This window comes from Acidovorax sp. GW821-FHT09B03 (assembly GCF_059418305.1).
The window spans coordinates 67,320-81,903 of the sequence record NZ_JBWKPP010000006.1; the positions used below are offsets into that span (position 1 = coordinate 67,320).

Consider the following 14,584-nt stretch of genomic DNA (forward strand, 5'->3'; position numbering starts at 1 on the left):
TTATTCTGTGAAATAGATTGTTGGTATCAATCCATCCGTTTTTCAGATCAATGAGCGTGCAGCACCATTTGTCCACCCGCCAGCTCGACGCCTTCCTGGCGCTGGCCGAGCAGCGCAACTTCACGCGCGCCGCGGCCCAGTGCCATCTGTCGCAGCCGGCGTTCAGCGCCCTCATCCGCGCGCTGGAGGACGACCTGGGCCTGCGCCTGTTCGACCGCAGCACGCGGCATGTGGACCTCACGGGCGAGGGCCAGAACTTCCTGGAGTCGGCCCGGCGCATCCGCGGCGAGATCACGGCCGCGCTGGCCGCCGTGCGCGATGCCGCCACGCTGCAGCGCGGGCGCGTGGCGGTGGCGCTGCTGCCGTCGCTGGCCGCGGGCTGGCTGCCGGGCGTGCTGGCGGCCTACCGCAGCAGCTACCCGGGCATCGAGATCGACATTGCCGACGTGCTCTCGGAGCCCTGCATCGAGCGTGTGGCCAGTGGCAAGGCCGACTTTGCGCTGGCTGCCATCCGCGCCGACACGCCCGAGCTGCAGGCAGAGCCCTTTTGCAGCGACGACTTCCACCTGGTCTGCCCGGCCGACCACCCGCTGGCCCGGCGCAAGAAGGCCATCGCCCCGGCGGACCTGGCCGCGTACCCCTTCATCCACCTGGCGCGCACCAGCAGCGTGCGCCAGTACCTGGAGGCGGCCTTCCACCCGCAAGCCATGCACACGCTGATGGAAGTGGAACAACTGGCCACGGTGATGGGCATGGTGCGCGCGGGCCTGGGCGTCAGCGTGGTGCCGGCGCTCACGCTGTTCCATTTCGACCAGCCGGGGCTGGTCACCCAGCCGCTGGCCCTGCCCGGCCTGCTGCGCCAGATCTACCTGGTGCGCCGGCGCGACCGCAGCCTGTCGGTGGCGGCGCAGGCGCTGTACACGCTGGTGATGGCGCGCAGACCGGGCCAGGGGTAGCGGTTATCGGCGGTCACCACCCAGTCGTGCAGGTTTTGGTGACGGCATCGGCGAATGCCTACAAAATCTCTGGACAACTGTCTTTATCATCGTGCGAAAAATGCGGTGCCGAACCGCCATCCCCGGGCACGGCCCGATCACAGAACCTGGCACCCATGTCCTCCGGCATACCCACCAACCAAGCTTCCCTCCTGTCCGCCGGCGGCGAAATGGCCGGACTGATCGCCGGCTTCGACTGGTCCCGCACCGAACTGGGCCCGCTCGATCAATGGCCAGCGCACCTCACGCTGGCGCTGGCCAACATGCTGCGCTGCCCCATGCCGATCGCCACGCTGTGGGGCGAGGTGGGCGTTCTGATCTACAACGACCCCTATGCCAAATTTGCCGGCGGGCGCCACCCGGGCCTGCTGGGCATGGAAATCCGCGAGGCCTGGCCCGAGGCGGCCGACCTCAACGACCGGGTGCTCAAGGTGTGCCTTGCCGGAGGCACCCTCAACTACGAGGACCAGGAACTGAGCCTGAACCGCGACGGAGTGCACAAGCCGCTGTGGGTGGACCTGAATTATTCGCCCCTGGTGGACGAGGCGGGCACCCCGGTGGGGGCGATGGCCCTGGTGGTGGAGACCACCGACAAGGTGCTGGCCGACCGGCGCCTGCTGATGGAACGCGAACGTTTTGCCACCCTGTTCGAGCAGTCGCCCAGCTTCATGGTGTTGCTGCAGGGGCCCACGCATCGCATCGAACTGTCCAACCCCAAGTACCTGGAGCTGGTGGGCGACCGGGCCTTGCTGGGCCACACGGTGGCCGATGCGCTGCCCGAGGCCGCCGAGCAGGGCTACGTGGCCATGCTCGATGGTGTGTACTCCAGCGGCAAGGCGGCCACCGCCTTTGGCGCCCGTTTCGACATCCGGCAGCACGCGGGTGAGCCGGTGAGCGAGCGCTACCTGGATTTCGTGTACCAGCCGATCCGCGACACTTCCGGCGCAGTGACCGGCATCTTCGTGGATGGCCTGGACGTGACCGAGCGGGTGGCTGCAGAGGCCAAGCGCGACGCCTTGACCGAGTTCACCAGCCAGTTGCGCGGGCTGGACAACGTGGACGACATCAGCCTGGCCGCAGCCCGCATCCTGGGACAGACACTCAAAGTGAGCCGCGCGGGCTATGGCCGGGTGGACCACGATACCGACATGCTGAATGTTCAGTGCGACTGGACGGCTCCGGGGGTGTTGACGCTGCAGGGAGATCTTTGCCTGCGGGACTTCGGCACGTTCATCGACGCGCTCAAGAACGACGAGTTCGTCAGGGTGACCGATGCACGCAACGACCCCCGCACCGCGATGGCCGCCGGTGCGCTGGAGTCGCGCAGCGCCCGTGCCTTCATGAACATCCCCGTGGTGGAGCACGAACGCCTGGTGGCCGTGCTCTTCGTGAACCAGGACGACGTGCGCCAGTGGACCCAGGAAGAGTGCGAGTTCATGCGCGAGATTGCCGGCCGCACCCGCACCGCCACGGAACGCGTGCGCTCCGAAAGAGCGCTGCGCGGCAACGAAGCCCAACTGCGGGAGATGAACGAGTCGCTGGAGCGCAAGGTGACCGAGCGCACGAACGAGCTGATGGAGGTGGAAGCGAAATTCCGCCAGTCGCAGAAGATGGAGGCCATCGGCCAGCTCACCGGCGGCATCGCGCATGATTTCAACAACCTGCTGGCCGGCATGAGCGCCAGCCTGCAGGTGCTGGAAAAGCGCCTCAACGCCCGGAACTTCGACAACACCGAGCGCTACATCGGCATGGCGCAAAGCTCGGTGCGGCGCGCGGCGTCGCTGACCCAGCGCCTGCTGGCGTTTTCGCGCCGCCAGACGCTGGACCCGCGCCCCACCGACGTGAACCGCCTGGTGGGCGGCATCGAGGAGATGGTGCGGCGCACGGTCGGCCCCTCGGTAGAGGTAGAGGTGGTGGGCGCTGGCGGCCTGTGGCTCACGCAGGTGGACCCGTCGCAGCTGGAGAACGCGGTGCTCAACCTGTGCATCAACGCGCGCGACGCCATGGCCCCCAACGGCGGGCGCCTGACCATCGAAACCGCCAACAAATGGCTGGACGACCGCGCCGCGGCCGAGCGCGAACTGCCGCCGGGGCAGTACATCTCACTGTGCGTGACCGACACCGGCGTGGGCATGGCACCCGAGGTGATCGCACGCGCGTTCGACCCCTTCTTCACCACCAAGCCCATGGGCCAGGGCACGGGGCTGGGTTTGTCGATGGTGTACGGCTTTGTGCGCCAGTCGGGCGGGCAGGTGCGCATCTACTCGGTACCCGGCGAAGGCACGACCATGTGCCTGTACCTGCCGCGCTACGTGGGCGATGCGGAACAGGCCGGTCAGGACACCCTGCCCAGCTTCGACCACCGGGGCGACGGCGAGGTGGTGCTGCTCATCGAAGACGAGGCCACCATCCGTGGCCTGATCGCCGAGGAACTGGAAGACCTGGGCTACAACGTGATCTCGGTGGGCGACGGCCCCGCCGGCCTGCACGTGCTGCAGTCCGACCGCCGCATCGACCTGCTGCTCACCGACGTGGGCCTGCCCGGCGGCCTGAACGGCCGCCAGGTGGCCGACGCGGGGCGCGTGACGCGGCCGGACCTGAAGGTGCTGTTCATCACCGGGTATGCGGAGAACGCGGCCGTGGGCAACGGGCTGCTGGCGTTTGGGATGGAGGTGATTACCAAGCCGTTTGATGTGGCGGCGTTGGCGGCGAAGGTGCAGGAGATGATTGAGAGGTAAGGGGGTTACACCCCACCGATTTTTAGGCCTGCATTTTTGGCTATCTCACGGGGCAGCCTTTCTTCACCGAAGACGCTACAAGGCGACGTTAGCGTTTTGATGCAATCATCATCTGCTCCTCTCCAAAATTACCTTCCATAATCCAGCGCCCCAAATAAAAAACACATACATACCAATACCAAAAATTAACGAGAAAATAAAAGAACCCAGAAATAGGTTTTGAGCGTCAACACAAAAGCATCGCGGCCCAAACCCCCATCCGGCTGCACCTACACCCACAGCGTAAATGCAACAAGTGAGAGACAAATTACTTTTCCATCGCCCCAATATCATGACCGACGCCAAGGGAATCAGCAACCATATTGCATCCTCCAGAAATGTAGCACTCATTTATTTAAGCACTCCATTCACATAGACCCTCTTAATACCGAACGATCCAGACGAATTGCCAAACAACCAATGATTTTCATACCCAGCCTGGTACCACAACCCACCCACAACAGGAATACTCCCCATATGCTCACTAATTGATTTAACCATATTCCTATCACCAGACGCATTGTTACACCCTTCAAGACGAACCTCACCCTGTGAGTTCATCTTGCGAAGCAACGCATCCTTAATATTCCCAACAAGCACCCCATTTGATAACAAGCCGAGATTTTTTGTCAAGGTATCTCGACATCCGCGCCCCGCAGAAATGCACTGCGAGAACTCATCCCCATGCCCTGACAATTGAAAAGTTATTATTTTTCCATCTTCTACGGAATTTATTGAATTAATTAAATCCGTCGCCGAAGGATTTTCAACAATTATTTTTTGGCCACCGGATAGCGTTAGCGTAAGGCGCGAAAGACCAAATGGATCTGCATAGGAAAGTGCATCCCCCTCCACATACCCAAACCGATTGAACCCACCATCCAGCCCAATCGGATCGGCCTGCGTATACCGCCCCCGCTCCGCACTGTAGCTGCGGAAGTAGTTGTAGTGCAGGTTGCTCTCTTTGTCGTAGTACTGCCCCGGGTAGCGCAGGTTGAAGGACACCTCAGGGATGCTGGTGCTGCCCGTGGTGGGGTTGGTGGTTGCGTCGGTGAAGCGCTTCGATCCCAGGGTGGGCTGTTCGTCGCCGAAGGCGCTGTACGCCCATTGCCAGGCCACCTGGCCGTCGGCCTGTGTCAACTTGCGCGGGGTGTTCAGGTGGTCGCTGTGCACGGCATACGCCACGCCGTTGACGATGGCGGCAATGGGCATGGGGCCGTTGGCCGTGGGCAGGTAGATGTACTGGGTGGTACCGGTGCTACTGCTGCCGCCCATGCCGTATTCGCCCAGCAGGGTGCCGTCGGTACCGTAGACGTACGCGAAGCCGAGCTTTTGCGCGTCGCTGCTGCCGGGGCTCCACAGGCGGGTGAAGAATTCGTACGCGGTCTGGATGAGGCCCTTGTCCTGTTCTTTCTCTTTTTCCTCTGCTTCCTGGTCCTCGGGGTCGGCCAGGAGGTTGTTGAGGTTCCTGCCGCTGGTGGTCGATCCTGATCCGCCGCTGCCGCTGGTTGCAAACAGCGGCTCTGTCTTGAACACGCGCTGGCCCAGGGCGTTGTGGGCGTACTGGGTGCTGGGGGCGTCCACGCCCGTGCCGGTGGTGACTTTTTCCAGGCGTTCCTGGCTGTCGTACTTGTTTGGATAGACGTGCCGAATTTGTTGGCGCGCCCTACCATGCAGGCCCATGTGCCTGCAAACAATTTGGAGGGTGTTCACGCGGAAACTCACGGTGTCAGTATCCACCACAACGAAGGCGCCAGTACGATGATGCGCAACAGCTGGACTTGGACGCGCTGACGTGATCTCGGTGGGCGACGGCCCCGCCGGCCTGCACGTGCTGCAGTCCGACCACCGCATCGACCTGCTCCTGACCGACGTGGGCCTGCCGGGGGGATTGAACGGCCGCCAGATGGCCGACGCGGGGCGCGTGACGCGGCCGGACCTGAAGGTGCTGTTCATCACCGGGTATGCGGAGAATGCCGCCGTGGGCAATGGGCTGCTGGCGTTTGGGATGGAGGTGATTACCAAGCCGTTTGATGTGGCGGCGCTGGCGGCCAAGGTGCAGGAGATGATTGAGAGGTGAGGTAGCGCCAGGCTGTCAGGCTATCGTGCAGGGAAGGTCAGGTCGTCGCCTTCATCTATTGGGCGCTGCTCAGGCTGGCCGCAGCCATGATTTACTCAAGATTTGAGAGGGCGTGTTGGGCACTCTCGTTCAAGATAGTCTTTTGCCTGCCAGCACCCAAGATTCGCCGCTTTCTGCATGAGCGCCCGGACTTCCAGAAGTGGCTCATCGGACTTTCTATCGCCTTCCAGGAGAAGGGCATAGTAATAAATTGCAATAGGCCAGTTGGAAGCTACCGCTCTGTTCAACCAGTATCTTTCTTTATCGAAATTTTTGCCCAAACCACCCCCCCCAAGCCCATACAATCTTGACAAATGGAATTGCGCCTCACCATCATCAGCCTCTGCCAATTCAAAAAAGAGCGATAGTGCACGCGAATTATCAACCGAAACACCATCACCATATTGCAAAATATAAGCAAACTTACGCATATAAGAAATTTGCCCGGCAGAAGATTTTTTTTCTATTATTTCCACATACCTTCTCTTGAAGCTTGCTGCTTTTATTTCATCCTTATCAACACCGTCCCCAGCCTTGTAAATCAGAGACAGATACAAAAAAGACTCCTCGCAATCCCTCTTTGCGAGATTCAGAAAATGCTTGATTGCAGATTGCATTTCATTTTTCTCATAGAGCGAAATAGCCAACTGCAAAAGCTCCACATCAGCAGAATTTGACACTTCTTTCATGACAATTTAATTGCAAATATCTGCAAGCGCATCCCCATAATCGCGTGCGCACATTTCCTCATAGCTGTTAGACATCAGCGCACCAAAGACTACTCCAGCAATCGTCAAATAGCGCGCCCTGATTTTTGGCAACCGATCCGGCCTGTGATGGAATACCTCTCTAGCAGCCTTACTGAGGTATCTTTGCTCGTTCACCCCCAAGCTTTTACAGACTTGCAACTCTTTTTTTGTGAAGTTGCTTACATCATCAGCAAGGGGCATGTTGTTTGTTACATCCCATCGTTTGTTTGGGTGATCGTTGATGTGAACATGATATGCGGTCTTTCCATCGACCTGGGTTGTATGTTCACCATAATTTGTACCTCCCTTCGCCACAGGGTTCGCATGGAAAACTACGCCATCTTTAACGTAGATGACTTCTAGTCCTATTGGATCGGCTGCTCCGAGCGGATTCCCCTCCACATACCCAAACCGATTGAACCCACCATCCAACCCAATCGGATCCGCCTGCGTATACCTCCCCCGCTCCGCGCTGTAGCTCCTGAAGTAGTTGTAGTGCCAAACCCTGGATCCGGCAGTTGACCGCGCCAGTGTCCTCTGGGTGGGCCGTGTGCGCAAGCAATGTCTAGGGCCGCAGGGCACCCCGGTTGGGCGATTGACAAGGCGCTATGCACCCGATGGCACCGCGCTCGCCGCGCCATGCGGCGTTGCTCGTCCTTGCGCACAAGGGTGCGCCGCGTCCTCACGCCTTGCCTGGCACACCGATCACGGCACCCTCGGGCGCATTCAACTGCCGGTTCCAGGGTCGCTCTCCTTGTTGTAGTACTGCCCCGGGTAGCGCAGGTTGAAGGTGACATCGGGAATCGTGGTGGTGCCCGTGGTGGGGTTGGTGGTTGCGTCGGTGAAGCATTTTATCCTAGGGTGGGCTGTTAATCCCCAAACGCGCTATAGACCCATTGCCAGGCCACCCGGTCATCTGGGGGCAAAACGCAAGACCTGACCCCTCCACAACTGATTATAAGCACCATTGATATATTGCATCCGGACGCGAGAATTTGAGTTGTCAAGCACATAGCACAATCATGAAATATTTACCTAGAAATATTTAATGCACACCATTTTGCATCCACTTTCGGAACAACAGCAACGCACCGAAACCTACCATCGCTATCGCGCCATACGGATATGACCATATCAGCCTCTGCATTAGATATTTTTAAATATCCCTTGCCATCCGAAGAAATGCTAGATACAGAGGAGATCGGAGGCTTATTCTTGACAGGAGGAAGTTCGTATGTGTGAGCAGAAGCGGCATCAACAGCAAAAGCGCCTTGCTTCAACGAATGCTCAACAATCCACGAGACCTCAAGAGAGCTGGAAAAAAGTGCCACCTTACATGATGCCGAGCAATTTTGGGGTGTAAAGATGGCACCCACCCCTCCCAAAAAAGCTACAAGCATCAAAAAAAACTTCCAATTAATAAAATATTTTACAGTCTTATTAATTTGAAAAATTTTGATCAATCGCATTTATCCCCCTGCCGCTTCTTGCGGACGCAATTCAACAATGCGCCGCCATTTCTATCCATCACCCCATCAGAATATAAGTTATAAAAATAACCATGACCCTCTCCAATTCCGGCATACCCAGCAAGATCGAGCAACCCTCGAGCCACAACACCGAAAATACTCTCTCGAACATGAACCCCCTCATGTATTAGAGTATTTGCAAATAATTCAAACCTGTTAGCATCGATAGAGCCATTTTTTGAAAAAATTGTACCATCGTTGTAAAAACTTGAATTTAGCGTGATTTTTCTGGAGAATACGTTTGTTTCTCCAAGAGCAGGAAGATTAGGATCGAAATTTATCCTAGGACGGAAATTGGGGCTATCAAGACCAAGTGCTGCCATACACTCATAGAATTCTTTCAGAAGACCTTGAGTCCTCTCAGTAGACGCCAATCCAAAAATATCGATAAAGCTGAGACTGTTTCCCCCCACATACCCAAACCGATTGAACCCACCATCCAACCCAATCGGATCGGCCTGCGTATACCGCCCCCGCTCCGCGCTGTAGCTCCTGAAGTAGTTGTAGTGCAGGTTGCTCTCTTTGTCGTAGTACTGCCCCGGGTAGCGCAGGTTGAAGGTCACCTCGGGAATCGGGGTGGTGCCCGTGGTGGGGTTGGTGGTTTCGTTGGTGAAGCGCTTGGCGCCCAGCGTGGGCTGTTCGTCGCCAAAGGCGCTGTAGGCCCATTGCCAGGCCACCTGGCCGTCGGCCTGGGTGAGCTTGCGCGGGGTGTTCAGGTGGTCGCTTTGCACGGCGTATGCCACCCCATTGACGATGGCGGCAATGGGCATGGGGCCGTTGGCCGTGGGCAGGTAGATGTACTGGGTGGTGCCGCTGCTGTTGCTACCGCCCATGCCGTATTCGCCCAACAGGGTGCCGTCCTGGCCGTAGACATACGCGAAGCCGAGCTTTTGCGCGTTCGTGGGCGGTCTGGATGACACTATTTTCACGATCTTATCTATTAATAGATAAGATCTTTCCAACTCCTACCAGTGTGTTTAACTCCCTAATTTCAAAAGAGTCACCAACACTCACTAGGTCACAAAAACTCTCCCAACTGGGGAATGCAATTTCCACAACCAATTCCTCACCAAAAAAATGATAATTCCCATCAGAATATTTATGGAAACCACTAACCAATCCAGGCACATTGGGAAAATGGTGATGCGGTGCATATCCGCTTCTCACCCCTCCATTCGTATGTGGCCGCGGAATATCTTCAGACAACTTGATAACTGCAGTAATATTATGCATACTATTTTTAATAAGCGTGCTTTATAGACGTTACCGCCTTATTCAACGCATCCAGCGCTCTTTGGCCTTCCACAGTGACAACACCATTTCGAAAAATATATGCATCAATTTGTCCAAAACTGACACTCAAATCTCTCAAAGCGCTCCTAGGCATTTCTGCACGAATAATCGCAGCATAGTCGGAACTCCAGTTTGCGTATTTTAAAGTTTCATCCAGCTTAAATCCAAACTGCTTCATGGTAGTTCCATTTGGGCCAAACGCGAACTTTCCTCCATTCATAAGACTGTAAAACTCTTCTGGCCCAACCGCTCGATACAGAGCAACTGTCTCCGCTGCCGTGCAAGCAGCTCGCCCAGCAGCCAAGAACTCAGGCGCAATGAGCATTGCGCCCGTCAGTAACACCTGAGATGCCTTGGCCGGATCATAGTGCCTAGGGTTGTAAACAAGGCTTCTACCGCCAGTATCAAAGCCACCACGAACATCGTTCGAGTCATAACTTCTTCTTGGCAACAGCGATGCATCAAGGCCGTATGGATCAACGAGACCCAGAGCATTCCCCTCCACATACCCAAACCGATTGAACCCACCATCCAGCCCAATCGGATCCGCCTGCGTATACCGCCCCCGCTCCGCACTGTAGCTGCGGAAGTAGTTGTAGTGCAGGTTGCTCTCTTTGTCGTAGTACTGCCCCGGGTAGCGCAGGTTGAACGTCACCTCGGGGATGGTGGTGGTGCCCGTGGTGGGGGTGGTCGTTTCGTTGGTGAAGCGCTTGGACCCCAGGGTGGGCTGTTCATCCCCAAACGCGCTGTACGCCCATTGCCAGGCCACCTGGCCATCGGGCTGGGTGAGTTTGCGCGGGGTGTTCAGGTGGTCGCTGTGCACTGCATACGCCACCCCATTGACGATGGCGGCAATAGGCATGGGGCCGTTGGCCGTGGGCAGGTAGATGTACTGGGTGGTGCCGCTGCTGTTGCTGCCGCCCATGCCGTATTCGCCCAGCAGGGTTCCGTCGGTGCCGTAGACGTATGCGAAGCCGAGCTTCTGCGCGTCGCTGCTGCCGGGGCTCCACAGGCGGGTGAAGAATTCGTAGGCGGTCTGGATCAGGCCCTTGTCTTGTTCCTTCTCCGCTTCTTCCTGGTCTTCAGGGTCGGCCAGGAGGTTGTTGAGGTTCTTGCTGCTGGTGGTTGAACCTGATCCTGATCCGCTGGCAAACAGCGGTTCGGTCTTGAACACCCGTTGACCCAAGGCGTTGTGGGCGTACTGGGTGCTGGGGGCGTCCACGCCCGTGCCGGTGGTGACTTTTTCCAGGCGTTCCTGGCTGTCGTAGTGGAAGGTTCGCAGGCCATCGTTCAGGAGATCGCCAGCGGCGTTGTACTGGTAGGTGACGCTGGTGTTGGCGTTGCCACCGGTGCCTGTCTTGGTCTGGCTGAAGCCGGTCTGGCGGTTGGCGGTGAGGGCGTAGGTGCGGTTGGTGGTGGTGCCTGCGCTCTGTTGGCTGCTGGTGGTGCGGTTGCCGTTGGCGTCGTAGGCGTAGGTGACGGTGTTGGCAGCATTGCCGGCGGCCACCTGTTTGGTGAAGCCGGTGATGCGGCCTGCACGGTTGTAGGTCACCGTCCACATGGCGGGTGCCAATGTCACGGTGCTCGCTTGCGCGTCGGTACTGGCGGGCTGCATCAGGCTCTGGGTGAGGCTGGTGATGCGGCCTGCGGCGTCGTAGATGTAGCTGCTGAACTCGGTGTTGGTCAGTTGACCTGCGGTGTTGTAGGTGCGGGTGGCCGGGATGGCTACCGATGCACCGGGCAGGTTCCAGCTCCAGCCGGTGGGCTGGCCCAGGGGGCTCCAGGTGATACCGCTGACGATGGGCTGGCCGGCCCAGGTGAGGCCGGTGAGCTGGCCCGTGGCGTCGTAGACGTTCTGCAGGGTCTGGCCGCCGGGGTAGGTGGTGGAACTCAGCAGGCCCGTGGTGGCGTGGTAGCTGTAGGCCAGGGTGCGGGTGTCGTTGTTGATGAGCTTCTGGGTCTGGCTCACAACACGGCCGTGCACGTCGCGCTGGTAGGTGGTGGTGCCGCTCGAATCTTCGATTTCGGTGAGGTAGCCCTTGGCTGCGGTGCTTTGGTCGTAGCGCAGGGTGGTGGTGCCGCCAGAGTGCACGACGGAGGTCGGGCGGCCCAGCAGGTCGCGGGTGATGGTGGTGGCCTGGCCCAGGGCGTTGGTGATGCTGGCGGGCAGGCCCAGGGCGTCGTACTGGGCGCTCTCGCTGCCGCTGTCGGGGCTGGTTTCGCTGGTGGCGTTGCCCAGGGCGTCGCGGGTGTAGGTGGTGGCTACGCTCTTGGCGTCAGTGACCTTGGTGACACCGTCGAGGGCGTTGTATGTCAGAGATGTGGTGGCGTTCTCGGCATTGGTGATGCTCTTGACGCGGCGCAGGGGGTCCAGACCTTGGCTGGTGCTCTCGCTCAGGCCGTTGGTGGTGCTGATTGCATCGCCGTTGGCGTTGTAGCCATAGCTGGTGCTTTGGCCACCCAGGCTGATGCTTGCCACGCGGTTCAGGCTGTTGATGCTGCGGGCCAATTGCCACACCAACTGGCCCTGGCTGTTGCGCACTTCTTCGCTGGTGCGGTTGCCCATGTTGTCGAGCACATACGTGCCCGCGTTGACCCGGTTGTCACTCCAACCCGTGAGGCGCTGGGCGGCGTCGTAGGTGTAGGTGATGGCATGGCCGTTCGGCAAGGTGGCGGTGAGCATCTGGCCGCTGGGGCGGTAGGTCAAGGTGGTGACCTGGCCGCCCCGGTTGCTGGTGAGCATACGGCCGCGGCTGTCGTAGGTGTAACTGGTCACCAGGCCATTGGGCGCGGTGTGGATGAGCACCCGGCCTGCGCCATCGTAGGTGTAGGTATCGATATGACCCAGGGCATTGGTGCTCTGGGTGAGGTTGCCCAATGTGTCGTAGGCATAGCTGGTGACCCCGCCGTTGGGGGCGGTTTCGGTAGCGACCAGGCCGGCTGCGTTGTAGGTCCAACTGGTCATGCGGGCGGCCACAAAGCCATCGCCGGTCACGACCTCAGTAAGAGGATTTCCTGAGCTGTCATAAGTAAAACTAGTGACACGACCAGGCTCCGAAATGGTCTTAGGAGAGCGCCATTGAGGATCCCAGGCAGTCGTGGTAGTACGAATGTCTCCCGCTTCATAGCTTATCGGCAGCTGACGTGCGGTGTCCCACACCATTCGATCTATATTCCACGCCAAATCATAGGAATACTGTTCAAGGCCCGAAACGTCGTATCCAGTGGATCTCTTTGATCGCTTCTCCGGGTAAGCCAGGGGCAGGTCAGCACCTACATATTTGAGTTCACTATTGAATCTGGTGTGCGTATATCTACGCGCGGTACCCAAAGGGTCCGTCACCCGGGATTCAATACTTGGTCCATTTGACGATACAGAAACAATCGCATAGCGATCCACACCGCCAGCCTTCTGTGTGGCGGTGGCAAGGCCTTGACCATCATAGCTGAATGTGGAATATCTGGCACCATGCTCATCAATGACGCCTGACAAAAGCTTCGGCGAACTGACATCGTCGTACACGTATTCTACAACAGTGCCATCAACCTGACGTACTGTTTTTAATCCGGAATCGCCGTATGTAAAATATACTTTGCGCTGATCGGAGGTTACTACAGTATCCAGTCGATCCTGAGCATATGTAAATTTTAGACTTCTTCCAAAATTATTGGAAACAACATCAAGTCGACCCCATTCATCATAAACATAGCTCAAAACCCAACCATTGCGAAAAGTCTGCTTCATCAAGCGACCTTTGGGATTAAAAATATATTGGCGCTCCTCCCCCTGATCATCGAACAAATAACCTTCGGGCACCAAACTCAAGTGGTGTAACTTCTGTCGTGCAACAAAAGCTCCAGAATTTTTTCTTTCAAAATAATGATAGGATCCATCAGCCATTTGCAGTCGAACCTGATCAAACGTACCCCCTCCCTCGCCATCATTGCTAGCTTTGGTATAGGCAAGATGAATTTCGTGATTATGAACCCACCCCGCACCCAAAGATCCTTTTTGCAGATTAACATAGTTTTTATTAAGCCAAATTTTCGCATCTCGCACTCTGTGGCTGCGGTAAGTCCGCCTGAAATCCAGAGGCATGACTCCATTGTCCGTCAAATCGAGAACTGACTCCACCTTCTCCATCGATGGAGCGAGAACTGGGTTACCGTGACAGCCATTCACGCATTTCAGGCTGGCAATAATAGGCGTCTGGCTAACCGGCTCCAGGCATCCACCGGATGCAATATCAAAAAACCAAGCACTACCATAAGGCGCACAAACAGGCGCTCGCGACCCATAAATTGTGATATGAGATCTATCTTTTATATCAGTGCAATTTCCATTATTATCTTTCAAGCCATAAGTGCGAATCATTTCATGAGAAACTCGAACCTTCTCTTTTGACTGAACAAAATTATCCAAATTCAAAACAACTTCACTTCCCACTCGATATTTGGCGGCACATGCGCCCGTACCGGCAGGTGGACTGTGAAAATAATTGAACGTATTTTCCGCGGCTTGCTCAAGCGTTGGAGCCGCAGCCCCATAGCCAGACCCATAGGACCATGGCGAAAAACTCGTCGGCTGCAACATACAGTGATATTGGCCATTAGAAACCACCTCGACACAGTGCGTTTTATAGGGTGTCTCCTGAGCATTCACGCCACCCCAAAAAAATATTGCTAAAATTACAAATATTCTTATTAAAAAATCCCGCATCGAAATCCCTCTTATTTATATAAAATCAATATTGCAAAAAAACCCAACTACAAGTCACAAGTGCGATTTTTCAAAAACAAACCAACTATCAACTATTAAGCACCAACTAGTAATCGCAAAAATTCACAAAACCACTTATGAGCAGAAATTTTGAAAACCGACAAGCTGCACGCACGACGCATTCATCGCCTCAGCGCAAGAAGAAATGCATAATCAAAATTCATCACTCTATGCAAAAATTCTCGTAGCCAATCTCGCTTACTCCCAAAACACGCGAAATCTCCGATGGTTTCTGAAGGATTCGTATTTCCCACCCTCCAAAGACAAATTATTTGAAAAACTGATTCCATCGTCAGCATTTCACGAAGTTTCACACAATTGTTGAGCTGAAAAGAATTTTTA

The 14,584-nt window shown here is 56.7% G+C and carries 8 protein-coding genes and 1 pseudogene; 3 read left to right on the forward strand and 6 right to left on the reverse strand.

The genetic code is table 11. The features are described from left to right. The first annotated feature begins 50 nt into the window (after window positions 1–50). Both AC07PA_RS13105 and AC07PA_RS13110 read left to right on the forward strand, forming a co-directional pair. Entirely contained in the window at window positions 51–956 is a 906-nt protein-coding gene (locus AC07PA_RS13105) for a LysR family transcriptional regulator (protein ID WP_494609474.1), read from the forward strand. 155 nt (window positions 957–1,111) lie between these two features. Beyond that, window positions 1,112–3,733 carry an ATP-binding protein gene (locus AC07PA_RS13110; protein WP_494609473.1) on the forward strand — a complete coding sequence of 874 codons (2,622 nt, stop codon included), beginning with the start codon at window positions 1,112–1,114 and terminating at the stop codon, window positions 3,731–3,733. Between the two features lie 390 nt (window positions 3,734–4,123). On the opposite strand, the gene AC07PA_RS13115 is transcribed toward AC07PA_RS13110, so the two are convergent. After that, window positions 4,124–5,485 carry an RHS repeat-associated core domain-containing protein gene (locus AC07PA_RS13115; protein ID WP_494609472.1) on the reverse strand — a complete coding sequence of 454 codons (1,362 nt, stop codon included), beginning with the start codon at window positions 5,483–5,485 and terminating at the stop codon, window positions 4,124–4,126. An 82-nt stretch (window positions 5,486–5,567) separates the two neighbouring features. On the opposite strand from AC07PA_RS13115, the pseudogene AC07PA_RS13120 reads away from it, so the two are divergent. Beyond that, a pseudogene (locus AC07PA_RS13120) lies at window positions 5,568–5,852 on the forward strand (response regulator); the annotation flags it as partial. Between the two features lie 95 nt (window positions 5,853–5,947). Here the strand turns inward: AC07PA_RS13120 and AC07PA_RS13125 are convergent. From AC07PA_RS13125 to AC07PA_RS13145, 5 genes are all read right to left on the reverse strand, one after another. Then, a complete protein-coding gene (locus AC07PA_RS13125; protein ID WP_494609471.1) occupies window positions 5,948–6,580 on the reverse strand; it encodes a tetratricopeptide repeat protein in 633 nt (210 codons plus the stop codon). A 6-nt stretch (window positions 6,581–6,586) separates the two neighbouring features. Then, window positions 6,587–7,222 carry an RHS repeat-associated core domain-containing protein gene (locus AC07PA_RS13130; protein WP_494609470.1) on the reverse strand — a complete coding sequence of 212 codons (636 nt, stop codon included), beginning with the start codon at window positions 7,220–7,222 and terminating at the stop codon, window positions 6,587–6,589. A gap of 449 nt (window positions 7,223–7,671) precedes the next feature. Further along, on the reverse strand, window positions 7,672–8,109 hold the full coding sequence (locus tag AC07PA_RS13135; RefSeq protein ID WP_146187970.1) for a hypothetical protein: 438 nt from the start codon (window positions 8,107–8,109) through the stop codon (window positions 7,672–7,674). Next, window positions 8,100–9,098 carry an RHS repeat domain-containing protein gene (locus AC07PA_RS13140; RefSeq protein ID WP_494609469.1) on the reverse strand — a complete coding sequence of 333 codons (999 nt, stop codon included), beginning with the start codon at window positions 9,096–9,098 and terminating at the stop codon, window positions 8,100–8,102. Before AC07PA_RS13140 ends, AC07PA_RS13135 begins: the two co-directional genes overlap by 10 nt. Before the next feature lie 311 nt (window positions 9,099–9,409). Continuing rightward, entirely contained in the window at window positions 9,410–14,056 is a 4,647-nt protein-coding gene (locus tag AC07PA_RS13145) for an RHS repeat-associated core domain-containing protein (protein ID WP_494609468.1), read from the reverse strand. Between the last annotated feature and the right edge of the window lie 528 nt (window positions 14,057–14,584).